22 protein-coding genes and 1 tRNA gene are annotated in these 25,966 nt (G+C 35.5%); 12 read left to right on the top strand and 11 right to left on the bottom strand.

The features are described from left to right. The first annotated feature begins 83 nt into the window (after positions 1-83). Complete coding sequence (locus ACY0M5_RS19370) at positions 84-329, top strand: DNA-binding protein (protein ID WP_101308841.1); 246 nt, start codon at positions 84-86, stop codon at positions 327-329. Positions 330-413: 84 nt separating this feature from the next. Here ACY0M5_RS19370 and ACY0M5_RS19375 read toward each other — a convergent pair whose 3' ends face one another. The 3 genes from ACY0M5_RS19375 to ACY0M5_RS19385 form a co-directional block, all read right to left on the bottom strand. Further along, complete coding sequence (locus tag ACY0M5_RS19375) at positions 414-1,070, bottom strand: redox-sensing transcriptional repressor Rex (protein WP_101308842.1); 657 nt, start codon at positions 1,068-1,070, stop codon at positions 414-416. A gap of 152 nt (positions 1,071-1,222) precedes the next feature. Then, a tRNA-Val gene (locus ACY0M5_RS19380) sits at positions 1,223-1,297 on the bottom strand. A gap of 59 nt (positions 1,298-1,356) precedes the next feature. Then, a complete protein-coding gene (locus tag ACY0M5_RS19385; RefSeq protein ID WP_461630299.1) occupies positions 1,357-2,643 on the bottom strand; it encodes a bifunctional folylpolyglutamate synthase/dihydrofolate synthase in 1,287 nt (428 codons plus the stop codon). A 270-nt stretch (positions 2,644-2,913) separates the two neighbouring features. Between ACY0M5_RS19385 and ACY0M5_RS19390 the strand changes: the two genes are divergently transcribed. The 6 genes from ACY0M5_RS19390 (at position 2,914) to ACY0M5_RS19415 (ending at position 9,553) form a co-directional block, all read left to right on the top strand. Continuing rightward, positions 2,914-4,245, top strand: coding sequence for a PhoH family protein (locus tag ACY0M5_RS19390; protein ID WP_124991305.1), 1,332 nt, complete (start codon positions 2,914-2,916; stop codon positions 4,243-4,245). 136 nt (positions 4,246-4,381) lie between these two features. Then, positions 4,382-5,287 (top strand): Ppx/GppA phosphatase family protein, encoded by a 906-nt coding sequence (locus ACY0M5_RS19395; RefSeq protein WP_225441302.1) that lies wholly within the window; start codon positions 4,382-4,384, stop codon positions 5,285-5,287. Between the two features lie 127 nt (positions 5,288-5,414). Next, positions 5,415-6,749, top strand: a complete 1,335-nt coding sequence (mtaB, locus tag ACY0M5_RS19400; protein ID WP_461630300.1) for a tRNA (N(6)-L-threonylcarbamoyladenosine(37)-C(2))-methylthiotransferase MtaB — start codon at positions 5,415-5,417, stop codon at positions 6,747-6,749. An 11-nt stretch (positions 6,750-6,760) separates the two neighbouring features. Continuing rightward, positions 6,761-7,561, top strand: a complete 801-nt coding sequence (locus ACY0M5_RS19405) for an inositol monophosphatase family protein (protein ID WP_461630301.1) — start codon at positions 6,761-6,763, stop codon at positions 7,559-7,561. Between the two features lie 53 nt (positions 7,562-7,614). Continuing rightward, positions 7,615-8,496, top strand: coding sequence for a lysophospholipid acyltransferase family protein (locus ACY0M5_RS19410; protein ID WP_461630302.1), 882 nt, complete (start codon positions 7,615-7,617; stop codon positions 8,494-8,496). A 34-nt stretch (positions 8,497-8,530) separates the two neighbouring features. Then, entirely contained in the window at positions 8,531-9,553 is a 1,023-nt protein-coding gene (locus tag ACY0M5_RS19415; RefSeq protein WP_461630303.1) for a glycosyltransferase family 2 protein, read from the top strand. A 17-nt stretch (positions 9,554-9,570) separates the two neighbouring features. Here the strand turns inward: ACY0M5_RS19415 and sugE are convergent, their stop codons facing one another. The 3 genes from sugE to gldJ form a co-directional block, all read right to left on the bottom strand. Continuing rightward, a complete protein-coding gene (gene sugE, locus ACY0M5_RS19420) occupies positions 9,571-9,897 on the bottom strand; it encodes a quaternary ammonium compound efflux SMR transporter SugE (RefSeq protein ID WP_461630304.1) in 327 nt (108 codons plus the stop codon). Positions 9,898-9,899: 2 nt separating this feature from the next. Next, positions 9,900-11,189: a UDP-N-acetylmuramoyl-tripeptide--D-alanyl-D-alanine ligase gene (locus ACY0M5_RS19425; RefSeq protein ID WP_461630305.1), complete on the bottom strand. Its 1,290-nt coding sequence runs from the start codon at positions 11,187-11,189 to the stop codon at positions 9,900-9,902. Positions 11,190-11,286: 97 nt separating this feature from the next. Beyond that, positions 11,287-12,810, bottom strand: coding sequence for a gliding motility lipoprotein GldJ (gene gldJ / locus ACY0M5_RS19430; protein WP_124991311.1), 1,524 nt, complete (start codon positions 12,808-12,810; stop codon positions 11,287-11,289). 361 nt (positions 12,811-13,171) lie between these two features. Between gldJ and porU the strand changes: the two genes are divergently transcribed. The 4 genes from porU (at position 13,172) to ACY0M5_RS19450 (ending at position 19,192) form a co-directional block, all read left to right on the top strand. Beyond that, positions 13,172-16,951, top strand: a complete 3,780-nt coding sequence (porU, locus tag ACY0M5_RS19435) for a type IX secretion system sortase PorU (RefSeq protein WP_461630306.1) — start codon at positions 13,172-13,174, stop codon at positions 16,949-16,951. A 58-nt stretch (positions 16,952-17,009) separates the two neighbouring features. Continuing rightward, entirely contained in the window at positions 17,010-18,188 is a 1,179-nt protein-coding gene (gene porV / locus ACY0M5_RS19440; protein ID WP_461630307.1) for a type IX secretion system outer membrane channel protein PorV, read from the top strand. 1 nt (position 18,189) lies between these two features. Next, positions 18,190-18,666 carry a 2-C-methyl-D-erythritol 2,4-cyclodiphosphate synthase gene (ispF, locus tag ACY0M5_RS19445; RefSeq protein ID WP_156194265.1) on the top strand — a complete coding sequence of 159 codons (477 nt, stop codon included), beginning with the start codon at positions 18,190-18,192 and terminating at the stop codon, positions 18,664-18,666. Positions 18,667-18,832: 166 nt separating this feature from the next. Further along, on the top strand, positions 18,833-19,192 hold the full coding sequence (locus ACY0M5_RS19450) for a CoA-binding protein (protein WP_124991315.1): 360 nt from the start codon (positions 18,833-18,835) through the stop codon (positions 19,190-19,192). Between the two features lie 37 nt (positions 19,193-19,229). On the opposite strand, the gene ACY0M5_RS19455 is transcribed toward ACY0M5_RS19450, so the two are convergent. The 5 genes from ACY0M5_RS19455 to ACY0M5_RS19475 form a co-directional block, all read right to left on the bottom strand. Then, a complete protein-coding gene (locus tag ACY0M5_RS19455; RefSeq protein ID WP_461630308.1) occupies positions 19,230-19,553 on the bottom strand; it encodes a thioredoxin family protein in 324 nt (107 codons plus the stop codon). 160 nt (positions 19,554-19,713) lie between these two features. Beyond that, positions 19,714-20,550, bottom strand: a complete 837-nt coding sequence (locus tag ACY0M5_RS19460; protein ID WP_124991317.1) for a zinc ribbon domain-containing protein — start codon at positions 20,548-20,550, stop codon at positions 19,714-19,716. Positions 20,551-20,555: 5 nt separating this feature from the next. Further along, a complete protein-coding gene (locus tag ACY0M5_RS19465; RefSeq protein WP_156194261.1) occupies positions 20,556-21,650 on the bottom strand; it encodes a Nif3-like dinuclear metal center hexameric protein in 1,095 nt (364 codons plus the stop codon). A 19-nt stretch (positions 21,651-21,669) separates the two neighbouring features. After that, positions 21,670-22,005: a MerR family transcriptional regulator gene (locus tag ACY0M5_RS19470; protein ID WP_289532043.1), complete on the bottom strand. Its 336-nt coding sequence runs from the start codon at positions 22,003-22,005 to the stop codon at positions 21,670-21,672. Positions 22,006-22,155: 150 nt separating this feature from the next. Beyond that, positions 22,156-23,124: a M23 family metallopeptidase gene (locus ACY0M5_RS19475; RefSeq protein ID WP_124991320.1), complete on the bottom strand. Its 969-nt coding sequence runs from the start codon at positions 23,122-23,124 to the stop codon at positions 22,156-22,158. A 128-nt stretch (positions 23,125-23,252) separates the two neighbouring features. Between ACY0M5_RS19475 and alaS the strand changes: the two genes are divergently transcribed. Continuing rightward, complete coding sequence (alaS, locus tag ACY0M5_RS19480; RefSeq protein WP_461630309.1) at positions 23,253-25,886, top strand: alanine--tRNA ligase; 2,634 nt, start codon at positions 23,253-23,255, stop codon at positions 25,884-25,886. Positions 25,887-25,966 lie beyond the last annotated feature (80 nt).

The following is a 25,966-nucleotide window of genomic DNA, read 5'->3' on the forward strand; positions in this document are numbered from 1 at the left end:
CTAATAATTTTAAATTAACAATTACTTTCGTTAAATTTAAGGAGCAAATCAATTTCTAACCTTTAATTAAAACTTAAAAGCATATGACTAAAACAATCACATTCAATAAGTTAAGAGAAATTAAAGATAGTTTACCTGAAGGTAGTATGCAAAGGATTGCAGAAGATTTACAATTAGAAGTAGAAACCGTTAGAAATTATTTTGGTGGAACCAATTTTGATGAAGGCCAATGCACAGGAATTCATGTTGAACAAGGCCCTTATGGTGGTATTGTTGAACTAGATGATACAACTATTTTAGATCACGCCATTAGCATTCTGGAAGATTAAATTGTAAACATCAATAAAATAAAAGACAGGGCTGTTGAAACTTTTCAACAGCCCTGTCTTTTATTTTATTATTGATCTTATATCTTACAGAACTTCTTTTCTATCGTTATGCAATTTATTAAAAATAATTGCCAGATTAGAATAGAGTGTTGTGTTTTGAACAATGATATCTTCCGGAACCTTGATTCTTGCCGGCGTAAAATTCCAAATCGCTTTAATACCCCATGCTACCATCAAATCGGCAACTGTTTGAGCATTTTCAGCTGGAACAGTAATAATTCCCATTACCACATTCATTTCCTGTGATAAATCACGAAATTGATCGATGTGAAATACTTCAATATCATTAAATTTTTTCCCAATAGTCGAAGAATTAACATCGAAAGCCGCAACGATATTTAATCCAAAATGCGACAATCCGCTATCATGCAATAATGCGGACCCCAAAGATCCAGCTCCAACAAGAAAAGCATTATCCATAATAGTAAATCCAAGAAACTCCGACAAAACATCTACCAACGCTTTAACTTCGTAACCTACTCTTGTTTTTCCAACAATAGTTGTATAGGATAAATCTTTTGTGACTTGGGTAGGGTCGATATTCATGTAGTTTGCTATCTGCGTAGATGAAACAAACTGCTGTCCTTTCCTTAACAAGCCTTCTGCAAATGCTAAGTATGAAGGCATGCGCCTAATAGTCGGCTCAGGAACTCCCTGAATTTTCTTAGAACTTTGAACCATAATTTCTTACTTACACCTTAAATGAAAACAAAAATAACCAAGTTTCCATTAAAGAAAAATTTCTCTAATGATTATTTTGTTATACAAATTTAATTTTAAATAAATGGCGCTGGGGACACTACAAAAAACAATACATTAATTTCTTGTAAATGTGGGCGATATAGGATTCGAACCTATGACCCCTTGGGTGTAAACCAAGTGCTCTGAACCAACTGAGCTAATCGCCCTTAACGACTGCAAATATAAACAGAAAAAATTACCACAGCAATAAAAACCTTAGTTTTGTTTATACAACCTCTGCTACAACAAAAGTACTTCCACCCACAAAAACCAAATCATTTTCATAAGCATTTGTCATAGCCGCCTTTAAAGCATCCCTCACAGATAAGTATGTATTTCCAAGCAATCCATAAACTTTTGCCCTTGCAGCAAGAACTTCCTGATCCAATGCTCTGGGAATATTTGCCCGACTAAAATAATAGCTCGCATTCTTCGGCATTAATTCAAGAATATCAGTAAGATCTTTATCATTTACAACACCAAAAACAATATGCAATTTTCCGTAATCTATCGATTCAATTTGCTCTATTATTTCTTTAATTCCTGCAACATTGTGTCCGGTATCACACACTACTCTTGGAGCATTACCAATTGTCTGCCAGCGTCCTAACAAGCCTGTATTTTTAACTATTCCTGAAACTCCAAGTTTCATAGATTCTTCGGAAATACCCCACCCCTTGCTATTCAATTCATCAAACACGCATAAAGCCGTTCTTATATTCTTAATCTGATAAAGACCTAATAAATCACACGATAAATTGATTATTGAATTATTTTCAAGAGACTGGTAAACAAGATTTCTTTTGTTATCAATCAATTCAGAGGACTGATTCATATACCTGTCTTCTGAAAATATCAGATCTGATTTGTTGTTTAAGGCAATTCTCAAAAAGACATCAATCACCTCTTCCTGTTTCTCTCCAATAATAACAGGAACATTTTTCTTTATAATTCCAGCCTTTTCTGTGGCTATTTGTGCAAGCTCCGAGCCCAACAAATTAGTATGATCCTTACTTATATTAGTTATCACCGAAAGTTCAGGCGAAATAATATTAGTTGAATCCAATCTTCCACCTAAGCCTACCTCCACAACAGCAACATCAATCTTTTCATCAGCAAAAAAATCAAAAGCCATCGCAACTGTCATCTCAAAAAAAGAAGGACATAATTCTTCAAATTTATTTTGATGCTTCCGAATAAAATCAACTACATAATCCTCAGAAACAAGTTCTCCATTAACTTTTATTCTCTCTCTAAAATCTTTTAAATGGGGCGAAGTGTACAGACCAACTTTATAACCCGCTGATTGCAAAACAGACGCAAGAGTATGAGAAACTGATCCTTTTCCATTTGTTCCTGCTACATGAATCGATTTAAACTTCTTATGAGGATGATTAAAATACTCATCCAAAGCCAATGTTGTATCTAAATTGGCTTTATAAGCAGCCTGCCCTGTACGCTGATACATAGGCAGTTTAGTAAACATATAATCTAAAGTTTCCTGATAATTCATTTTGTATTTTCTACTAATATTGATGATTTTACAAAGAAGAATAAAATTTCTTAAAATTTGTGTTAACAGGTTGAATTTCCTGCAAAAATTGCTAAATTAAAACTATGAAACGCTACTATTTAATCAAAAGCATTAGATATGTTTCCTAAAATCAAGAGATATAGAATCACTTTTAGCACCTAACAATTTAAGTAGTAGTATTTTATAATTATGATAAAATAAAACCTGGCTCTAAATGCCTGCCGAAATTAACCTCTAACACCATTCATTATGGCAAAACTCAAAAAGGTTTTCGTTCTTGATACAAATGTTATTCTTCATGATTTTAATTCAATTTACAATTTTGAAGAAAATGATGTTGTTATTCCCATAACCGTTCTGGAGGAACTGGATAAATTTAAAAAAGGTAATGATCAGATTAATTACCACGCACGTGAATTCAGCAGAGAATTAGACCGTATTTCCGGAGACCTGCTCTTTACTGCCGGTGTTCCTCTAGGAAAGAACTTGGGGAAATTATCCGTTGAAACGGGAAAAGAATTTTCTCCTCAAATGAAAAGTTCGTTTCAGGAAAACATCCCCGACCACAGAATTCTGGCTATAGCAGAGTATCTGCACAACCACCGCAGTAAAAAAAAGGTCATTCTTATTACCAAGGATATTAACCTTAGAATGAAAGCAAAATCGTTAGGGATTCCTGCAGAAGATTATAAAAACGATCAGGTTAAGGATCTTGATGATGTAATTAGCCTGGGAATAACAACCCTTGAAGATTTTAATGATGAAAAAATTACTTTTCTTTATAAATCAAACGAAGGAATTCCTGAAAAAGAATTTGGACTTGAAAAACCAATTAAAGGTCATGAATATTTTATTTTGAAAAACAATTCATCTAGTGCGCTTGCACATTTCGATCCCGTTGAGAAAATAGTATCCCGGGTTGAAAAACCAAATGCTTACGGAATTTATCCCCGAAATGCAGAACAGACTTTCTCCATGCATGCTCTCATGGATCCAAAAATATCCTTAGTCGCTTTAACCGGACGAGCTGGAACCGGAAAAACATTACTCGCTTTGGCAACTGCTCTTCAGCAAATCGACATGTACGATCAAATTTTCCTTGCCAGACCAATTGTTGCTTTGGCCAATAAAGATCTGGGCTATTTACCGGGCGATGCCAAAGAAAAAATAGGTCCTTACATGCAACCCCTTTTCGACAACCTGAGTGTAATCAAGCATAAATTTAACGTCCATAGTAAAGAGTATCTCAAAATTGACGAACTTTTAAAGGAAGAAAGATTACAGATTACTCCATTAGCATACATTAGAGGAAGAAGCCTTTCGAATACATTCTTCATTGTTGATGAAGCTCAAAACCTTACCCCTCACGAAATTAAAACAATAATTACACGTGCAGGCGAAGGTACTAAAATGATTTTCACAGGAGATATTGAACAAATAGACTCACCTTATCTGGATAAAAAATCGAATGGATTAGCATACCTCTCAGACAGAATGCAAGGACAGGATATATTTGCTCATGTCAACTTAATAAAAGGAGAAAGAAGTCACCTTGCAGAACTGGCAAGTCACCTTCTATAAAATCTATTTATTGCATTACTGGGAAATTTCATTTAAATTATATTCCTGAATATGTACATTTAATCGCAAAAAGGCGTTACATGAAATTGAATCATCTGAGTTATTTTTGCTCACTGAAAATCTAAATATACTTTTTATGAAAATAATGAAATTTGCCGCCATAGATATCGGATCAAATGCCATCCGGTTGTTATTTATGAATGTGCTTGAAGAAGGCGGTAATGCTCACTTTAAGAAATCATCATTAGTAAGGGTTCCAATTCGTTTGGGAACTGACACTTTTATAGATAAGATTATCTCTGCAGATAAAGCCGAGAAATTAATTAAAAGCATGAAGGCATTTCGCAACCTTATGGACGTTCATGAGGTTGTGAATTACCGTGCTTGCGCAACATCAGCAATGAGGGAGGCTGTTAACGGCACTGAAATTATTCAAAGAATTGAGAATGAATCTGGGATAAAAATTGACGTTATCAATGGAAAAGAAGAAGCAAGCATTATTTTTGATAATAAAATTGCCGATACTCTCGATCCAAGCAAAGATTATTTATATGTTGATGTTGGTGGTGGCAGTACCGAGCTAACTCTTTTTTCAAAAGGGATTTGCAAATTCTCCGCCTCATTTAATGTGGGAACCATTAAAATTCTTCGGGATTGTGTCCCAAAAGATGAATTTGTTCGTATAAAAGAGTGTTTATTGGATGTATGTCCTAGTTGTGAAAACATTGAACTTATCGGATCAGGTGGTAACATCAACAGATTGGTTAAACTCGCTGCACCCAAAAAAGAAAAATTCATTACATACCAAGAATTTAAAAGCATTTACTACGACCTTAAACAATACAGCTATCAGGAATTAATGATCAACTTCGACATGAATCCTGACCGGGCTGATGTTATCATTCCTGCGGCAACAATTTTCCTAAGTATTATGGAATGGGCAAATGCAGATAAGATACACGTACCCAAAATTGGGGTTACCGATGGTATTGTTCATCAGTTGTATAAAGAATATATTTCCAACAGCCTTGTATTGGGGTAAAAAAGTAATTCTTTTTCCTAAATTTGCACTTTAAATTATTTCTATATTTTGAACTATTTCAAATTAAATTTGAAATAGTTCATTTATTTTAGCTAGAAGCTGAATATCAGCAAGAAGGGAAGAAACTATGTTACAAGGTAAAAAAGTAGCATTCTACACATTAGGATGCAAACTTAATTTTTCGGAAACCTCTACAATTGGCCGTTCATTTAAAGAAATGGGCTTCGAAACAATTAAGCATACGGAGAAAGCTGATATTTACATCATAAACACTTGTTCTGTTACAGATCATGCTGACAAAAAATGCAGACAAGCCATTAAAAAGGTTATTAAAACCAATGCTAATGCATTTATTGCCGTAATTGGATGCTACGCGCAACTTAAACCTGATGAAATTATCGCGATTCCTGGAGTTGATCTCGTTTTAGGAGCCAATGAGAAATTCAACATCCACAAATACATAGATCATCTTGAGAAAAAAGGTACCGGAGAACTGCATCCATGTGAAGTCGAATCGGTTAAAGATTTTCATTCTTCCTACTCAATGGGAGACAGAACCCGTTGTTTTCTCAAAATTCAGGATGGATGCAATTACTATTGTACCTATTGCACCATTCCATTTGCCAGAGGCAATAGCCGTAACATGAGCATAAGTGAAACGGTACAACAGGCAGAGGAAGTTGCCAAACAAGGTGCAAAAGAAATTATCCTGACAGGAGTAAATATCGGTGATTTTGGAAAAAGTACAAACGAAACATTTCTGGATTTAATTAAAGAGCTTGAAAAAGTAAAAGGAATCAGTCGTTTTCGGATCTCGTCCATTGAACCCAACCTTTTAAGCAACGAGATTATTGAATTTGTTGCCCAATCAGAAAAATTTGTGAATCATTTTCATTTACCTCTTCAAGCTGGATCCAATAAAGTTTTAAAGCTTATGAAGAGAAGATACAATAGAGAATTATTTGCTCAACGGATTGAGAAAATTAAATCCTTACTTCCAGATGCATTTATTGGGGTTGATGTAATTGCCGGAAGTCGCGGTGAAAGTGATCAAGATTTCGAAGATGCATATTTATTTATCAAAGAATTACCCATTAGCCAACTACATGTATTTCCTTACTCGGAAAGACAAGGCACCAAAGCTCTTGAAATTAAAGAGGTTGTTCCAATTCCTGAGCGGAAAAGAAGAGCAAAAATGCTTCAAATTCTTTCTGAGAAAAAATTAAATACATTTTATCAGGAAAATTTGGGCAAGACAGAAGAAGTCCTGTTCGAATCCTTTAATGATCATGGTAAAATGTATGGATTCACTAAAAATTACATTAAAATAGAAATTCCGTACAACCAAAACCTTAGCAACAAACTTACATTTGCTACCTTGCAGGAGATAAATTCAAATGGCAATGTTTCAGGTTCTGTTGTTGACAAAATACGATTCAACCTAAAACCTGTTTCGCAATAAAATATAAAAGCATGATCGATCTTAAAGAACTTTGTTTTAAAACAAATGACATAGCCCGAAAAGTTGGCATATTCATAAAAGAACAGCAAAGCAAGATTAAATCTGATGTTATAGAAGTAAAAGGTATACACGATTTTGTAACCTATGTTGATAAAACTGCGGAAGAAAAAATTGTTGCAGAATTGAAACTAATTCTTTCTGATACAGGTTTTATTGCAGAAGAAGGCACTGAAACCTATCGCGCAGAACGTTACAATTGGATTATTGATCCGCTTGACGGAACAACAAATTACATTCATGGATTATCCCCTTTTGCTGTTAGTATTGCGCTGCAAGAATACGATGAAATTGTATTGGGAGTAATATATGAAATTAGCCATGACGAATGCTTTTATTCGTGGAAAGGAGCTCCAGAAGCTTATTTAAATGGCAAAACAATTTCCGTATCGAAGGCAAATTCGATCGACTCAAGTTTAATTGCAACAGGTTTTCCCTATTCCAATTACGACCAATTGAAAACATTTATGGCTTCTTTGGAATACTTCATTATTAATTCGCACGGCGTTCGTCGCCCCGGCTCTGCTGCAACCGATTTAGCTTATGTTGCCTGTGGCAGATTCGAAGCTTTTTACGAATATAGTCTTCAGCCCTGGGATGTTGCTGCCGGCTCATTTTTGGTAAGCCAAGCCGGCGGGAAAGTCTGCGATTTTAAAGGAGATCAGAATTTCATATTCGGAAGAGAAATTATTGCCAGTAATACAATGGTTCATGATGAGTTTAAAAATGTTGTGATTCAACACATGATAAAATAAACTTAAATGAATTTTCCTGCTTTCAGCAGATTATAAAAACACATTTCATCTAAATGATAAAGCTTCTTTCCTATATGTTGTATGGTGTGGTAAGGCTAATAAGTTACTTGCCATCTTCAATACTGTATTTCTTTTCAGACATTCTTTTTCTTTTTGTTTACCACATTTTTAGATACCGAAGAAAAGTTGTTACCTCAAATCTTAAAAACTCTTTTCCTGAAAAATCTGAAAAAGAAATCAAGGCAATACGAAAGGAATTTTACTGTCATTTCTGTGATACATTTATTGAGACCATAAAACTTTGGACAATTAGTGAAAAAGAAATTAGAAAACGCTGCAAATTTATAGCCCCGGAAATTCTCAACAAATATAAAACATCAGGTAAAAGCGTTGTTATTGTATTTGGACATTATGGGAATTGGGAGTGGCTGACATCCATTAATTTATGGATAGAAGCGTACTATCTGCCTATCTACAAACCTCTTCATAATAAGGTTTTTGATAAAATGTTTCTACAGATAAGAAAACGATTTGGATCCAGGCCATTAGCTAAAAATGATACTTTGAGAACCATGATTTCATATCGAAATCAAAACAAATTTACAACTACTATTTTTATTGGTGATCAGACACCAAACAAAAGAAACCTTAACTACTGGACGAAATTTCTCAATCAGGATACTCCTGTTTTGCTGGGAACTGAACGTATCGCAAAAAAACTTGACCAGCCAGTAATTTTTGTTCATATGAAGAAAGTAAAAAGGGGATATTACGAAGTACACTTTATTCCTCTTTTTGATAATCCCAAAGAAACCGCTGAGTTTGAAATCACGGAAAAACATACGCGCGTGTTAGAAGATATAATCAAAGAGGAGCCGGCATACTGGTTATGGTCTCATAAACGATGGAAACACACAAAACAAGACTCACAATAAGTAATTATATTGTAATACATCAGTTTAAAAAAAAATGAATAGAATTGGAATCGTAATACTAAACTGGAACGGGAAAAAATTATTAGAAACATTCCTTCCATCTGTTGTTGCTCACTCAAAACGTGAATGGGCCGATGTTATTATTGCAGACAATGCATCCAGTGATGATTCCATTGCATTTTTAGAAAAAGAATATCCTGATCTTCAAGTTATTCAGCTTGATAAGAATTATGGATTTGCTGATGGTTACAACAAAGCATTGGAGCAACTCTCACACAGCTATTTCGTTCTTTTAAATTCGGATGTTGAAGTTACAGAAAATTGGCTTGACCCGATTTACAATCATCTGGAAAAAGATCCAAGCATTGCGGCTGCACAACCCAAAATTAAAGCTTATCACAATAAAACGGAATTTGAATACGCTGGCGCGTCAGGTGGTTTTATTGACTATTTAGGCTATCCTTTTTGCCGTGGAAGAATACTGGATCAAATCGAAAGTGATCGCAATCAATACAACTCAGAACTTGATATTTTCTGGGCTAGTGGCGCCTCTCTCTTCATTCGTGCCGATGTTTATAAAAAATCAGGAGGATTGGATGGTGACTTTTTTGCTCACATGGAAGAAATTGATTTGTGCTGGAGAATAAAAAATCAAGGATACCGAATCATTTCAGAACCTAAATCGACAGTTTATCATGTTGGAGGGGCTACTTTACCAAACCACAGTTCAAAGAAACTCTATTTAAATTTCCGCAACAACCTATTCATGCTGCACAAAAATCTGCCTGAAAATAAATTCTGTTCCATTCTCCTGAAAAGAATGGTATTGGATGGTATCGCAGCGATGAAGTTTCTTTTGAGTGGCGAATTTTCAAATTTTGGCGCTGTGTTTAAAGCTCATCTTTCCTACTATTCCATGTTCTCAAAAATGAGAGAAAAACGCACAAAGATGATTCCTTTTGTCACTAAAACAGATCACAAGGAAATGTATAAAAACAGCATTATTTTCGATTTCTACCTAAGAAAGAAAAAACATTTCTCCGACATCACCTTCTAAAAATTAAGAATTACTAATTAGTTCACGGCAGTGAATTTAAGGCCAATAATTGATACAAGAAGAAGAAGTAAAAAGAATATTCTTGAGAAATGAATTGGCTCGCTAAATAAAACAACGCCCAAAATTGCTGTTGTAAATGCTCCTATTCCTGTCCAAACAGCATAAGCAGTTCCAACAGGCAATGTTTTTATTGCCAATGCAAGAAAATACAAACTAATCGCCATTGCGACAATCGTAATCACACTAGGCCAAAACTTAGTAAATCCTTCAGCATATTTCAATCCGATAGCCCAAACAGCTTCAAACAATCCTGCAATAATCAAATATACCCAAGCAATAGCCATACTTACAATTTTTCAATTACCTGTTCCAAACGAATTCCTCTTGATCCTTTAATCAGAATATACTGGTTCAGCAGCTCTGTCTTATCAAGTTCCTTTATTAATTCGGAAGTATTTTTAAAGGTTTTGAACTGCTCATTAGAATTCACTTCTGTAAAAATATCTCCAACCAAAAATACCGATTTCAATTGTCTATCCTGAATCAACTGCAATAAATCCAAATGTTCTTTGCGGGCATCAGAACCCAGTTCCAGCATATCACCCAGAATAATGACTTTATTTTTCCTCGACATACCTGCAAAATTTTCTATTGCAGCCTTCATACTGGTTGGATTCGCATTGTATGCATCCAGGAACAAAATGTTTTTCTCCGTTTTCTTCAATTGAGATCTATTGTTGCTGGGCACGTACTTTTCGAGTGCTTCCTTTATCTCAATCTCATCAATTTTAAAATATCGTCCTATAGTTACAGCAGCTAAAGCATTTTCAAAATTATAGGTGCCGATTAGTTTTGTTTTAATATACAATTTACCAATTGCTGATCTTATTTCTAAAACCAGATATGGTTCAGCCTGCAGAAACTTTGCCTTAGAAAATGCATTCTCCGAATTTCCATAGCTAATAGATTCCTGATCATTCAACATTTCAGTCAGGTAATCGTTATCAGCATTAATAAACACTTTGCCTCCATTCTTAAAAAGAAAATCGTACAACTCTTTTTTTGTTTTTACAACCCCCTCAAATGAACCAAATCCTTCCAGATGTGCTTTTCCAACATTCGTTATGATTCCATAATCGGGTTCTGCAATTTCGCATAATTGCTGAATCTCTCCCGGATGATTAGCTCCCATTTCAACGATCCCAAATTCAGTATCTGTATTCATAGAAAGCAGAGTTAACGGAACACCAATATGATTATTGAGATTCCCAATTGTAGCTGCCGTTCTAAACTTTCGCCGCAAAACCTCATGAACCAATTCCTTCGTAGTCGTTTTTCCATTAGTTCCCGTAATAGCAAGAATCGGAATATTTAACTGCCTTCGGTGTTCTCTGGCTAAATCCTGAAGCGTCGCCAATACATCTTCTACCAAAACAAAACGGTTATCAACAGCATATTCCTTTTCATCAACAATTGCATAATTACAGCCTTTTTCAACCGCAGACATGGCAAATTTATTCCCATTGAAATTATCGCCTTTCAAAGCAAAGAAAATTGAATTGGGAACAATCTTTCTGGTATCTGTTACGACTATTGGATGTTCCTTAAAAAGAAGGTAAATATTTGACAACTGCATTGTATTCTTTTTCAAATTTAGTTAGACAAACGAAATTAGCAATTTCCAACAAAAAACCCCATCCTTTAGAGATGGGGTTTAAAAATATTTAAGATTACTACTTTGTCTTTTTATTTGCAGGATGTCCTACATGAGTCATTGCACATCGGAATCCAATATCGTCACGTGCTTCTTTCTGATTTAAAAAACGACGTGCACTTGGTGACATCCAGTAAGCACGATCTTTCCATGAACCTCCTTTGTATACCCGGGAATCATCAGTTATCATAGAACTAAAATCGCTTCCGTTCTGACCTCTGCCCTGAACATACATACGACTAGAACCAGCAGCCTGATGTTCTGGATTATTCCAGGTATAATCTGAAACGATACTTGATTCAACATCACCATCCCGATAATTTCTATTATCTGCAGTTTTGTAATTCTCACGCCCCACTAACTCCTCATCTTTCTGATTTCTGTAACGAATTCTTCCTAAACTATCTTTTTCTGCAATATTTCCTTCTTCATCTCTAACTGCAGTTTTAAAAACATTTCCTCTGTAAGGATTAAATTCCGAAATATCTTCAGGAGACATAGGACGATAAACATCAGCAACCCATTCGCTAACATTACCAGCCATACAGTACAATCCAAAATCGTTAGGCCAGAATGAATTTACAGGAACGGTAATATCACCGGCATCATTTAATGCACCGGCTGTTCCCATATAATCCCCACGTCCACGTGCAAAGTTAGCCATCATCTGACCGCGAACTTTTTTCTGATCATTTCTAACCCAATGCCCGTTCCAAGGGAAAATCTTACGGTCAGTAATTCTTTCATCCTGTGAATTTCCAATTAAAGCAGCCGCAGCATATTCCCACTCTGCTTCGGAAGGAAGACGATATTTAGGAAGTAACATACCGTCACTCCATCGAACCGATCTTTCTTCGTTATCCGGATTTAAATCTGTAAGATTTTTATTAACAGCACCTTCATACTGTCCAGCCAGATAGGCTTCTGTATTAAAATTATTTTCATCGCGTTGAGTAGGATCATTATTCAAAATTCCTTTATCAATAAGAATTCTTTCATTTACACGATCGGTACGCCATTCGCAAAAATCAACTGCTTGTTCCCAGCTTACACCAACTACAGGATATTCTCCATAAGCAGGATGACGAAGGTAATTATTAACGTAAGGCTCATTGTAAGCCAGTTCATCACGCCAAACCAAAGTATCGGGCAATGCTTTTCTATAAACTTCCGGATAAGAAACAAATACTCTCTTAATCCAATGTAAGTACTCTAAATAATCAACATTTCGAACCTCTGTCTCATCAATATAAAAAGAAGGAACTGTAACTCTTCTTGGAACATTGTTCCAATCATACATCACGTCCTGTTGTGTTCTTCCCATAGTAAATGTACCTCCCTGAATAAATTTCAGACCAGGACCAGTTTCTTGCTGAAAACCGCTATGATATTCAAAACCCCCATTCTCAGGTTCGTTGTAAGCCCAACCAGTGGTTTTAGATTTTTCTCCCTTTCCAACAAGATTTTTCACTTTCGAACAAGATGGTAAAATCATCAGTGAAATTGCAAAAACAAAGAGAATAATGCTCGATTTTAATTTCATAATAGATTGAATGTAGTTTATCTCAAAAATACTTAACTCAACAAATATAACTAAAAGAGTAGAGAGTTTATTGTATTTAATTTTACTTTTTTACAAAATTATTTAACATTTCAAGGGTATAATTCAGTTCAAAAAAATCACTAATCGCATGTTGCATGACAGCTTAAACATCCCTACCACCTTAACTATCTGATACAAAACAATTTTTAAAAACCATCCGGTTCAATCCCCAAGAAAAGTCTTCCTTTTATCTTAATATCTTTTCTCGACTTTGTCTTAAGTTTTGCTTATTTTGCATACCTTCAATTCTCGCAAATCGCCAATTTTGTTTAATTTAGATGTAAAACACCTGTAATTGTTTATGCGTTATCTGGTAATATTATTATTCTCCATTATAAGTGTTAGTTCATTTTCACAAACTACAACTCCAATTAATTTGGATTGGACAGAAAGTTTAATTGTCTATCCTACAGGAGAAAAAATTAACACTCTAACTTTTACAGGAGCTTCTTTGAATGAGGAAAACTCATGGTTACCAGAATATTCACACCTACAATTAACAAGCTCAACCAACGAATTATTCACAGTCGAGTTATTTGATACGCAATTCAAATTGTTAAGTTCCACTGAAAGGCAGATTTTACGAAATAAAACAATCTCCAACACAATAAAACCTTCAATTAACACAGTTGTTATTCGAAAACAAAATTACCAACAAGTTAAATTTACGCCCATACGGAAGAATCCTTTAACAGGCCAACTCGAAAAATTGATTCGGTTCTCACTGAGATTTCAAAAAAAAAGTCAGACTAAATCGCTAAAACAAAGCAAATCTTACGTCGCCAGCTCTGTTCTTCAATCCGGAAAATGGGTGAAAATTGCAATTGACACCACTGCCGTGCATAAAATTACCTATTCCCAATTAATTGATATGGGAATTTCCAATCCAGAAAACATACGAATTTATGGATCCGGAGGGGGAATGCTTCCTAAAATGAACTCTGAGGATAGTCTGGATGATTTGCCGAACAATCCCATTTTCATGGATAAAGGAAGTGATGGTATTTTTAATTCGGGCGATTTTATTCTTTTTTATGCCAAAGGACCAAGATCATGGAAATTCGATGAAGCCTCCAATGAATTTGTCCACGAAAATCATTTGTACTCTGATTTCTCACATTATTTTCTTAGTTCTGATATGGGAAGTCCGACGCTCATTCAATCGGCAGCATCCTTAGCTTCCTCTAATATAAATGTTACCGGATTTGATGACTACGCTGTATTCGATCAGGACAACATCAATCTTTTGGAGAGTGGCAGACTTTGGCTTGGGAATACTTTTGATGTTACAACAAATTACTCTTTCAATTTTTCATTCCCAAACCTAAAAACAGGAGAACCTATTTTAATTAGTACAAATTTAGTGGCAAGATCATCGTCCACAACAAAATTCAATCTGCTTTCCGGAACGAATTCAATTGGAGATATAGAAATGCCATCGGTAAACACAGGAAGCTATACAGCTAACTACGCATCGGTTGCAGAGAAGAAATTCATTAATTTCATTCCTTCATCTGCTGATTTTAAATTGAGTATTGACTATGAAAAAAGTTCCCCATCCTCAAAAGGATGGTTAAACTTTCTTCGCGTAAATGCCAGACGAAATTTAGTTTTCACTAACAATCAAATGGCATTTAGAGATACCAAAACCATTGGAGTTGGCAACAAGGCACAATTTACGCTTCAAAATACAAATGACAAAACTCAAATTTGGGATGTCACCTCTCCCCAATCTGTAAAATTCATATCTGCTAATTACAGTAACAATACAACATCTTTTACTGCAGATGCAAATTCTTTAAAAGAATATGTTGCCTGTGATCCAAATGGAAATTTCCCTACACCAATTATTATTGGATCGGTTAAAAATCAAAATTTGCATGCTTTAGCTCAAACAGATATGATTATCATTAGTCCTTCCAAGTTTTTGTCTTACGCCAGTCAAATTGCAGATTTTCACAGAACCAAGGACAATTTAAAAGTGACTATTGTTGATCCGGAGGAGATCTACAATGAGTTTTCATCCGGTTCTCCTGACGTGAGCGCCATTCGTAATTTTGTAAAAATGTTTTACGATCGATCGACAAGTGAAGAGAATCTACCCAAATATCTTTTACTTTTTGGCGATGGCTCATTTGATAATAAATCTGACCGCGAAAACAACACGAACCAAATTCCAACTTATCAATCGGAAAATTCTTTAAGTCCAACCCAATCTTTTGTTACTGATGATTTTTTCGGACTACTTGATGATGATGAAGGAGAGGCAATTGGCATGGTAGATATTGGCATTGGACGTTTGCCTGTAAATACGGCCGAAGAAGCACAAATTGTCACCAATAAAATTTTAAACTACAACAATTCAGAGTGGGGAGATTGGAGAAGCAAGATCTGTTTTATTGGAGACGATGAAGACAATAATACTCACATGAGGGATGCCAATAAGCTGGCTGTGCAGGTAGAAACAGACTATCCTCAATTTAAAATACAAAGAATTTTCCTTGATGATTATGAACAGATAACAAGCTCTGCCGGGCAGGAATATCCCGATGTCAATTTAGCAATCAGTGAAAGTATAAACAAAGGAAGCCTGCTTATGAACTACACCGGGCATGGAAATGAGAACGGACTGGCACATGAACACATTCTAATGCTCAACGATATTTTAAGTTGGAAAAATCCAACAAAACTTCCTTTGTTTATGACTGCTACCTGTGAATTCAGCCGTTTCGATAATTACAAAAAACTCTCTTCAGGCGAGATGATTCTTCTTCGTGACAACGGTGGTGGCATCGGTCTGTTCACAACCACCCGATTGGTTTTTTCATCTCCGAATTTCAGCTTAAACCAAAATTTTTATCATCATGTTTTTGATAAAGACTCGGATGGAAACTATCTTCGTTTGGGTGACATCATGAGAAAAACGAAAAATGAAACAGGATCTGGCATTAATAAAAGAAACTTCACTCTTTTAGGAGATCCGGCTCTTAGACTGAATTATCCTACTCATTCGGCCAAAACACTTCTAATTAATAATGTAGATATCAGTCAACCAACAGATACTTTAAAAGCATTGAGTAAGGTTCATATTTCCGGTGATATAATTGCAAACAGCAGTGAGATTTTGAATAATTTTTCAGGAACTGTTTATCCAACAATATACGATAAAGCAACAACTAAATCGACCCGTGGAAATGATGGTGAACCATTTGAATACACGGTTCAAAACAGTGTCCTTTTTAAAGGAAAAGCCAGTGTTACCAATGGAAACTTTAATTTTAACTTTTTCGTTCCTAAAGATATTAATTATCAATATGGAAATGGGAAAATCTCCTACTACGCAAACAGTATGAATGCTGATGCGGCCGGATACACCAATAGTATTGTGGTTGGAGGTACAAATCCAAATGCGGATAAAGATAAAATTGGTCCTGAAATTGAACTTTATATGGACGATGAGCAATTCACTCCGGGCGGTATGACAAGCACATCTCCTCTTCTGTTAGCAATCGTTCAGGATTCCAGCGGGATAAATACCGTTGGTAATTCCATTGGACATGATATTATCGCTGTGTTGGATCAAAAAACAGATCAGCCTTATGAGCTTACTGATTTCTACGAATCGGATCTGGATAATTACCAAAAAGGAAAGATCAGCTACCGACTTTCCGATCTGGAAACAGGTGAACATGAAATTCAAGTTAAAGTTTGGGATAACGTAAATAATTCATCCGAAAATATACTTGAATTTCTTGTTGCAGATAATGCTGACCTTATTCTAAAACACGTACTAAATTATCCAAACCCTTTTACAACTAATACAGGTTTTTATTTTGAGCACAATCAAGCCTCCAGAGAACTGGATGTTTTAATTCAGATACTCACCATATCAGGAAAATTAATTAAGACTATTGAAACAACAGTAAATTCAACCGGAAATCGTGTTGGTCCTATTCAATGGGACGGGAAAGACGATTTTGGCAATTTCATTGGTCGCGGAGTTTACTTCTATCGTGTAAAAGTTAGAGCCGATAATGGAAAAGTGGTAAATAAATTTCAAAAATTAGTAATCCTAAAATAATAAAAACCAAATTTAACAGTTTATTGAATATATTTGCAGACTATTATATTAAATCATTATGAACTACAAGCTAACTCTAATCACAAGCCTTTTATCCATTTTGCTATTTTCAAACATGGAAACGAGTTGGGCACAGACCTCAACATCGGGAGCTAATTACATTTCAACAGCCGTTCCCTTCCTAACAATCACTCCCGACTCCCGTGCAGGTGCGATGGGAGATGTTGGTGTGGCTACATCGCCTGATGCGAATTCGATGCATTGGAATCCTGCTAAATTTGCCATGATTGATGGTAACTACGGAGTTGCAGCATCGTACACACCTTGGTTAAGAGACCTGGTTGATGATATGAGTCTTGCCTACTTAACCGGATATTATCGTTTGGATAAGAATCAAGTTCTTGCCTCTTCGCTTCGATATTTTACCTTGGGTGAAATCATCTTTTTAGAAAGTGAGAACGCAACACCTGTTTCAAGAAACCCAAATGAGTGGGCTTTTGATATTGCATATTCAAGAAGATTAACCGATAATCTATCCGGAGCCATTGCATTTCGATACATCCGCTCCGATCTTACCCAAGCTCAATATGTTGCAGGAGTGGAAACTCAAGCCGGAAATGCTTACTCTGCAGATATTTCTGTTTATTATCAGAAGGAATTTAAAAGAAACCGAAAAGAAATTCTTTGGTCGTGGGGATTGAATATTTCAAATATCGGTTCCAAAATAAGCTACACAACCGACGATGAAAAGGAGTTTATCCCTACAAATCTCAGACTTGGTTCTGCACTTAAATTTGAATTGGATAATTACAATTCGTTAACTGTCGCTGCAGATTTTAACAAATTATTAGTTCCAACTCCTGCTAATGGTTCTCTTCAAGATGGTGAAGATAACGGAACCGTTATAGTTGGCGGACAAGCATCTAATAAATCAGTAATGAGTGGTATTTTCGGTTCATTCTCAGATGCTCCCGGCGGAATGAGTGAGGAATTTAAAGAAATTACATGGTCGCTTGGTCTTGAATACTGGTATCAAAAACAATTTGCATTACGCACAGGTTACTATTACGAACACGAAGAAAAAGGAAACAGAAAATATTTCACAGCTGGATTAGGCGTAAAACTAAACATGTTTGATTTGGATTTTTCGTACCTAATTCCTTCAACTCAAAATAATCCGTTAAAGAATACTTTGCGTTTTACACTTACTGCCAATATTGATAAAATTATAAAGTAAGATGAAGATTAGAGTTGGATTTGGTTACGATGTTCATCAATTAGCCGAAGGAGAAGAATTTTGGCTGGGAGGAATAAAATTAACTCATAATAAAGGCTGTGTTGCCCATTCGGATGGAGATGTATTGATTCACGCTATTTGCGATGCTCTGCTTGGAGCGGCCAACATGCGTGATATTGGATATCATTTCCCGGATACCTCGAATGACTTTAAAAACATTGACAGCAAAATACTTTTAAAAAAAACGGTTAGGCTAATCGCCGAGAAGGGTTTTTCAATTGGAAATATTGACGCAACAATAGCACTGCAGCAACCCAAGATTAAACCGATTATTCCTGAAATGCAAAAAGTACTTTCGGATGTAATGGAAATTGATTTGGAAGATTTAGCAATAAAAGCAACAACAACAGAAAAACTGGGTTTTGTTGGTACCGAAGATGGTATTGCCGCTTACGCCACAGTTTTAATACAAAAATAAGTACACTCAGTAGTTTTAATTGGTTAAAAACCTTCCCTGAAGTAATTTCAGGAAGGTTTTTTTTGCATTAAATAAAATCTATATAATCAACTACTCCTCTTTGATAATTTATTCATTTTACTATATTTGTTGTATATAGATATATAAATACTTAAACTACTCCACAATGAGAAAGACAGTTGTAATTGGTGCCAGCTTAAACGAGGAAAGATATTCAAATCAATGCGTGCGTTTGCTGCGTGAGCATAATATCGAAACCATTGCTGTTGGAAACAAAGAAGGTAAAATTGCCGATGTTGAAATTAATGTAGGGCATCCATACGAAAGAAAAGTTGAAACGGTTGCTGTTTACCTTTCTCCAAAAAATCAAGAAACCTATTACGATTATATAATAGGTTTGAAACCTGAACGGATTTTATTCCCTCCTGGAACAGAAAATCCGAAATTCTATCGCAAAGCAAATGCTCTGGGAATAGAAACAGAAGAAGCCTGTCCTTTGGTAATGCTTCGCACAGGAGTTTATTAGATGAATAAATGCAGAGAGGCGCTATTCTTTAGTGTCTCTAGTTAAAAAGAAGCTCATAGGTACGTCTTATCTCCTCTTCAACTTGCGATACTCCTATTGATCGACTTTTACGCAAAACTTCTTTTCCATCCAAATAAACCAATAAACTGGGATTGGTATATAAGCCTAATTGTGCAGCAATTTCCGGTTGTAGCGAATTATCAACATGAAAAGCTTTCAAGTTTGGAAACTGCTCCTTCATCATGTACCTAAGTTTAGGTAATAACACCTCGCATACTCCGCAGGAAGGTGCCGAAAAGTAAATATAAAATGATTCCCTTTTCTCTTTAAGTGTTTCCAATTCGGACAATGATAAGTTCATAAAGCAAATTCTGTTTTAAGATAGATTGCAAAAATAATAAAAACACAGGGGAGATTTCTTAAAATACAGACAATTAGTACAACTGTAACGAAAATATTCACATTAAAAAAAGCTGTTTCAAAAAAAATGAAACAGCTTTTTATATGATATAAGAATAGTACTATTCTTTTTTACGAGTTCTTCTTTTTGGCTTTTCAGCTTGTTCAGCTTTTTCTGCTTCCTCCAGACTATTGTCATAATCAACAATAAAACGATCTACCAAAATACGCCCGCAATATTCACAAACGATAATCTTTTTACGAGAACGAATATCCATCTGACGTTGAGGTGGAATCTTATTAAAACAACCACCACAAGCATCACGCTCAACTGTTACAACTGCAAGACCATTTCTTGCATTTGAACGAATTCTTGTATACGCTGTTAACAATCTTGGTTCTATTTTTTTTCTATACGAAGCAGACGCAGCAACCAATTTTTCTTCTTCAATTTGAGTTTCTGATACAATTGCATCAAGCTCACCCTTTTTGCCTTCCAAATCAGCTTTTCTCTCAGCAAAAACTTTATCTGAGTTTTCAATTACCGCTTTTTTATTGGCAATTTCCGAAGTAAATTCTTTAATTCTCTTTTCGCACAATTCAATTTCTAAATTTTGAAATTCAATTTCTTTTGAAATAGAATCAAATTCACGATTGTTACGAACATTCATTTGCTGAGCTTCATACTTCTTAATAAGTAATCCTGCTTCTTTAATTTCTTGTTTTTTCTTCGCAACAGTTTCAACTAAATCTTTTACCTCATTGTTTAGGTTGGCAATCCTAGTATCAAGACCTGCGATTTCATCTTCCAAATCCTGAACTTCTAATGGAAGCTCTCCCCTTAGCGTTCTAATTTGGTCTACTTCAGAATCAACACACTGCATTTCGTACATTGTGCGCAATTTATCTTCTACTGAAATATCCTTAAAATCTGAAGCCTTTGGATCTTGTGTAGTCATATGTTTTACAAATAATTTATTGGATTCGAATTTATCTCTGAAATATAAACCGCAAAGTTAGGGAATTTTTTTGTAACAATCTCATAAAAAATATCTCTTGTAAATTGTTCACTTTCGTAATGCCCGATATCGGCAATTATTATTCTGCCTTCAGCATCAAAAAACTCGTGATATTTAAAATCTCCCGACACAAAAACATCAGCTTTCCGACTGATAGCCTTACGTAACAAGGAGCTTCCACTCCCACCACATACTGCAACGGTTTTTATTTTTTTCTTACTTATCTGGGTGTGTTTTACACATGCCGATCCGAATATTTCCTTTATCCTGCTTAAGAAGAAAAGTGGATCTTCGGGTGCTGTAAGTTCGCCAATCATACCCATTCCTACCTGTTTGTTGTCGTTTTCGAGCAAATAAATATCAAAAGCAACTTCCTCGTAAGGATGATTTTTTAGAAGTGCCGAACATATTTTCCCCTTTAAATGCTTTGGGAAAATAGTTTCGATGCGAACTTCAGCCTCTAAATGCAATTCTCCTTTTTCACCAACAAACGGATCGGTATTCTCTCCGCCTCTAAAGCTTCCGGTACCTTCAACAGCATAACTGCAGGAATCATAACCTCCAATGCTTCCGGCACCGGCCTCAAATAATGAATCTCTAACTTTTTGAGCAAACTTATTGGGTACAAATGTTACCAGTTTATAAAGATCGTTACTTACCGGAGATAGAATTCTCCTGTTTTGAAGTCCGATTAAATCGCAAATACGATCGCTCACCCCGCCTTTTACTGAATCTAAATTGGTATGGGCAGCATAAATTGAAATATTATTTTGAATGGCAAGAATTACTGTTCTCTCGACATAATTACTCCCATTAAAACGCTTTAACCCTTTAAAAACGATAGGATGATGAGCAATAATTAAATTTACCCCTTTCTTAATGGCTTCCTCAACTACACTCTCTATAACATCCAAACAAATAAGAACACCGGTAACATCTGAATCATAACTACCAACCAGTAAACCTGAATTGTCGTACGATTCCTGATAGGTCAAAGGAGCCATCTCTTCGATAGATGAAACAATATCTCTTACTTTCAATTTCAATAAAATTTACGAATTACAATTCTTCTTTAATCTCAAGAAGCAGACCTTTAATTTCCTGTAAACGAGTAACAACAGCAAAATTATTCTCGGTATCTTCTTTATTTTCTTTCAACTTGAGCTGGGCTCCTTTAAGAGTCATCCCTCTTTCTTTCACTAAATGAAATATCAAATGAAAATTTTCAATATCCGCTTGTGTAAAAAACCGATTTCCCTTCTTATTCTTTTTAGGTTTTATAATATCAAATTCCTTTTCCCAAAATCGAATCAAAGAAGTATTTACCTGAAACATCTCAGCTACTTCTCCAATGGCATAATATAGTTTTTCGATTTTTTTTTCTTTGTAAGGCACCGATGTTACGATTTAAGTTTCACAAGCCAAATAAATTGTATAGAAATGAACCGATTAGGACAATTTATTATCTAAAGTAACAAATAAAATGGCACGAAATAATATTTTCCGTGCCACTTTTTTATGCTTTCCTATTTTCTTTCGATAGAACTAATCCATTGTTTGACCAGTGTTAGCAGCGTAAGCAACCATACTGTCATACTCGTCGGCTGTTAAATCGTTAAAAAAATAGTTGATCGGATCGATCGTCTTGTTATTCTTCCTTACTTCATAATGGATATGAGGTCCCGTTGATGAACCAGTATTTCCAAGGAAGGCAATAACTTCTCCCCGTCTTACTTTCTGTCCGGCTTTCACGTTGTAGCCATTGAGGTGGGCATATACGGTTTTATATCCAAAACCGTGGTCAATTACAATTTTTTTGCCGTATCCCCTCTCTGTATTCTTATAGGTAACCACACCATCACCAGTTGCATATATTGGCGTTCCAACGGTTCCGTTAAAATCCATTCCATCATGGAATTTACGGGTTTTATAAATTGGATGAATCCTCCATCCGTAACCGGATGAAATTCTTCCAAAATCTTTTATTGCAATCGGCATAATAGCAGGAATAGATGCAAGCATTTTAAACTTGTTCTTTACCATTACTTCAACGTCATCGTAAGATTTAGTCTGAACGTACATCGATCTGGCAATACGGTCAATCTTTTTATTGGTTGAAATAACCAATTCAGAATTTTCAAGATTCTCCAAATTACTGTATCGGTTTACTCCTCCATAACCCGCTTTTCGAATATTTGAATGAATCGGTTCCGCCTCAAAAATTACACGATAAATATTATCATCCCGCTGTTCAAGATCCGTTAAAACGTTTTGAAGTTTTGCCAACTCTGAATTAAGACGGGTATATTGTGCAATTAACTGCTGATTTTCACGAATGAGAGATCTCTCTTTTGGGGATCCGAAAAAATAGAACAATACCACAACCATTACAATGGCAAGGACTGAACTTGAAGCCATATGTTTTAGAACGTTAATTATTTTCGTCTTAAAATTGGCCTCTACTTTTTCGTAACTAATAGACTCTGGGTTAAACTGATACTTAGTCTTCGCCATGTAATATTTTTAGATTTTTTTTATAGAAAAAAGCCTAAACTTTTTCCCTCCACAGCTAACAAAATTAAGGAAATAATCTAACTTTGCAAGCTAAGTATACAAATCAGATTGATATAAAACATAATAGCATGAATTCTAACGAAATCAGACAGGCATTTTTGGATTTCTTTGCCTCAAAACAACATAAGACTGTTTCTTCGGCACCAATGGTTATTAAAGATGATCCAACTTTAATGTTCACCAATGCGGGAATGAATCAATTTAAGGATATATTTTTGGGTAACACACCAATTAAATACAAGCGAATTGCCAACTCTCAAAAGTGCCTGCGCGTTTCGGGAAAACACAACGATTTAGAGGAAGTCGGTCACGACACCTATCATCATACCATGTTTGAAATGTTGGGTAACTGGTCGTTTGGTGATTACTTTAAAAAAGATGCCATCAATTGGGCATGGGAACTTTTAACTGATGTATTCAAACTGCCGCAAGATAGATTGTACGCTTCTGTTTTTGAAGGAAGTGCTGATGATAAATTAGGCCGTGATGATGAAGCTGCAGAATTATGGGCCAAGTTTCTTCCTGCCGAACAAATTATAAACGGAAATAAGAAGGACAATTTCTGGGAAATGGGTGATACAGGCCCATGTGGACCTTGTTCCGAAATTCATGTTGATTTACGTAGTGATGAAGAACGGAAAATAGTTGCCGGTCGTGATTTGGTAAATAAAGATCACCCGCAGGTAATTGAAATTTGGAATCTTGTATTTATGCAATACAATCGCAAAGCGGATAGTTCTTTGGAAGCTTTGCCTCATCAGCATGTAGATACAGGCATGGGTTTTGAACGTTTGTGTATGGCTATGCAGGGAAAAACATCAAATTACGATACTGATGTGTTCCAACCAATTATTCAGACTATCGCAAAAATGAGTGCGAAGGAATATGGTAAAGATGAAGAAATTGATATTGCTCTTAGAGTAATTGCCGACCACATTAGAACCATTGCTTTTGCCATTACCGACGGACAATTGCCCTCGAACAATAAGGCAGGATATGTAATCCGAAGAATTTTGAGAAGAGCTGTTCGTTACGGCTACACTTTCCTTGGCTTTAAAGAGCCATTTATGCATCGTTTAATTCCGGTACTAATTGAGGTGATGGGAAAACATTTCCCTGAACTGATTAAGCAGCAAAACTTAATCGAAAAAGTAGTAATGGAAGAGGAAAACTCTTTCTTAAGAACTCTCGAAAACGGAATTCGCCTTTTGGATCAAATTATTGATAAAACAAAATCGGAAGATTACAAAGTTGTATCGGGTAAAGTGGCTTTTGAATTGTACGATACCTATGGTTTTCCGTTGGATTTAACGGAATTGATTTTGAAAGAAAACGATTTGGTTATCAACCGCAAAGAATTTAACGAAGAAATGGAAGCTCAGAAAAATCGTTCCCGTTCAGCAACATCTGTTGATACCGGCGATTGGATTGAGATTTTAAAAGATGATGTAGAAGAATTTGTTGGTTACGATTACCTGACTACTGAGGTAAGAATTACCCGTTACCGTAAAATTTCTTCGAAAGATAAAGACCAGTATCAAATGGTTTTCAACATTACTCCCTTTTATGGTGAAAGCGGCGGACAAGTTGGAGATACCGGATACATTGAAGCGAATGGAGAAAAAATCTCTATTGTAGATACAAAAAAGGAACATGGATTAATTGTTCATTTTACAAAAGAATTACCAAAAGATCCAACTGTAGTATTTAAGGCTGTAGTCAGCGAAAGCAAAAGAACTTTAATTGCAAATAACCATACAGCAACTCACCTAATGCATCACGCACTCCGCGAAGTATTGGGCGAGCATGTGGAACAAAAAGGATCTCTTGTAAATGCTGATCATTTGCGTTTTGATTTTTCGCATTTTCAGAAACTAACCGAGGAAGAAATTGCCAAGGTAGAAGAAATTGTGAATGCTAAAATTCGTGAGAACATCTCTATCGAAATAAAGAATAACATACCAATGACTGAGGCTGTAAATCTTGGTGCAATGGCTTTATTTGGTGAAAAATACGGCGATTTGGTTCGTGTTATTAAATTTAATGATTCAGTTGAGCTTTGTGGAGGAACACATGTGAATGCTACTGGTCAAATCGGGTATTTTAAAATTACATCGGAAAGTGCAATTGCTGCCGGTGTTAGAAGAATTGAAGCAATTACTGCTGTAAAAGCAGAACAATTTATCAACGATAAGTTGAATACCTTAAAGGAGATTGAACGCATTTTTAAATCAAATCAGAATCTGATTAAGAACATTACTGATTTGATGAATGAGAATTCAGGTTTGAAAAAAGATTTGGATGGTTTCATAAAAGACCGTTTGAAAATCGTTAAGAATGATTTGAAAGGAAATATCTCGGTAACGAATAATGTTAATATTATTGCCGAATCAATTGCTGTTGCCAGCGCGGGTGACATTAAAGATATCGCATTTCAACTAAAAGGAGAAGTTGATAATCTTGTGTTTATTTCGGGTGCCGATTTGGATGGAAAAGCAAACATTACCATCATGTTCTCGGATAATCTGGTAAAAGAATACGATTTGAATGCCGGAGCTATTATTCGTGAAGCTGCCAAAGAAATAAAAGGCGGCGGTGGCGGACAACCATTCTTTGCTTCAGCTGGCGGTAAAGATCCTCAGGGACTGGAAAAAGCAATTGAAGTTGCCAAAAAAATGGTTCTTCATAAAATTGAAGGATAATATTTTAGCTACAAGCATACAAAAAACGCCGTTTCAAATCGAAACGGCGTTTTTTGTATATTCTAATTTCTTACAGAATC

The sequence above is a fragment of the Labilibaculum euxinicum genome (genome assembly GCF_963678175.1).
Lineage (GTDB): Bacteria > Bacteroidota > Bacteroidia > Bacteroidales > Marinifilaceae > Labilibaculum > Labilibaculum euxinus.

Excerpts from the sequence above, each read along its gene's own strand:
- ACY0M5_RS19405 (WP_461630301.1), top strand. The coding sequence starts at position 6,761 with ATGATCGATCTTAAAGAACTTTGTTTTAAAACAAATGACATAGCCCGA.
- ACY0M5_RS19425 (WP_461630305.1), bottom strand. The coding sequence starts at position 11,189 with ATGCAGTTGTCAAATATTTACCTTCTTTTTAAGGAACATCCAATAGTC.
- ACY0M5_RS19385 (WP_461630299.1), bottom strand. The coding sequence starts at position 2,643 with ATGAATTATCAGGAAACTTTAGATTATATGTTTACTAAACTGCCTATG.
- ACY0M5_RS19460 (WP_124991317.1), bottom strand. The coding sequence starts at position 20,550 with ATGACTACACAAGATCCAAAGGCTTCAGATTTTAAGGATATTTCAGTA.
- gldJ (WP_124991311.1), bottom strand. The coding sequence starts at position 12,810 with ATGAAATTAAAATCGAGCATTATTCTCTTTGTTTTTGCAATTTCACTG.
- mtaB (WP_461630300.1), top strand. The coding sequence starts at position 5,415 with ATGTTACAAGGTAAAAAAGTAGCATTCTACACATTAGGATGCAAACTT.
- ACY0M5_RS19450 (WP_124991315.1), top strand. The coding sequence starts at position 18,833 with ATGAGAAAGACAGTTGTAATTGGTGCCAGCTTAAACGAGGAAAGATAT.
- ACY0M5_RS19370 (WP_101308841.1), top strand. The coding sequence starts at position 84 with ATGACTAAAACAATCACATTCAATAAGTTAAGAGAAATTAAAGATAGT.
- ispF (WP_156194265.1), top strand. The coding sequence starts at position 18,190 with ATGAAGATTAGAGTTGGATTTGGTTACGATGTTCATCAATTAGCCGAA.
- ACY0M5_RS19390 (WP_124991305.1), top strand. The coding sequence starts at position 2,914 with ATGGCAAAACTCAAAAAGGTTTTCGTTCTTGATACAAATGTTATTCTT.
- ACY0M5_RS19415 (WP_461630303.1), top strand. The coding sequence starts at position 8,531 with ATGAATAGAATTGGAATCGTAATACTAAACTGGAACGGGAAAAAATTA.
- ACY0M5_RS19410 (WP_461630302.1), top strand. The coding sequence starts at position 7,615 with ATGATAAAGCTTCTTTCCTATATGTTGTATGGTGTGGTAAGGCTAATA.
- porU (WP_461630306.1), top strand. The coding sequence starts at position 13,172 with ATGCGTTATCTGGTAATATTATTATTCTCCATTATAAGTGTTAGTTCA.
- ACY0M5_RS19475 (WP_124991320.1), bottom strand. The coding sequence starts at position 23,124 with ATGGCGAAGACTAAGTATCAGTTTAACCCAGAGTCTATTAGTTACGAA.
- sugE (WP_461630304.1), bottom strand. The coding sequence starts at position 9,897 with ATGGCTATTGCTTGGGTATATTTGATTATTGCAGGATTGTTTGAAGCT.
- ACY0M5_RS19395 (WP_225441302.1), top strand. The coding sequence starts at position 4,382 with ATGAAAATAATGAAATTTGCCGCCATAGATATCGGATCAAATGCCATC.
- ACY0M5_RS19455 (WP_461630308.1), bottom strand. The coding sequence starts at position 19,553 with ATGAACTTATCATTGTCCGAATTGGAAACACTTAAAGAGAAAAGGGAA.
- alaS (WP_461630309.1), top strand. The coding sequence starts at position 23,253 with ATGAATTCTAACGAAATCAGACAGGCATTTTTGGATTTCTTTGCCTCA.
- porV (WP_461630307.1), top strand. The coding sequence starts at position 17,010 with ATGAACTACAAGCTAACTCTAATCACAAGCCTTTTATCCATTTTGCTA.
- ACY0M5_RS19375 (WP_101308842.1), bottom strand. The coding sequence starts at position 1,070 with ATGGTTCAAAGTTCTAAGAAAATTCAGGGAGTTCCTGAGCCGACTATT.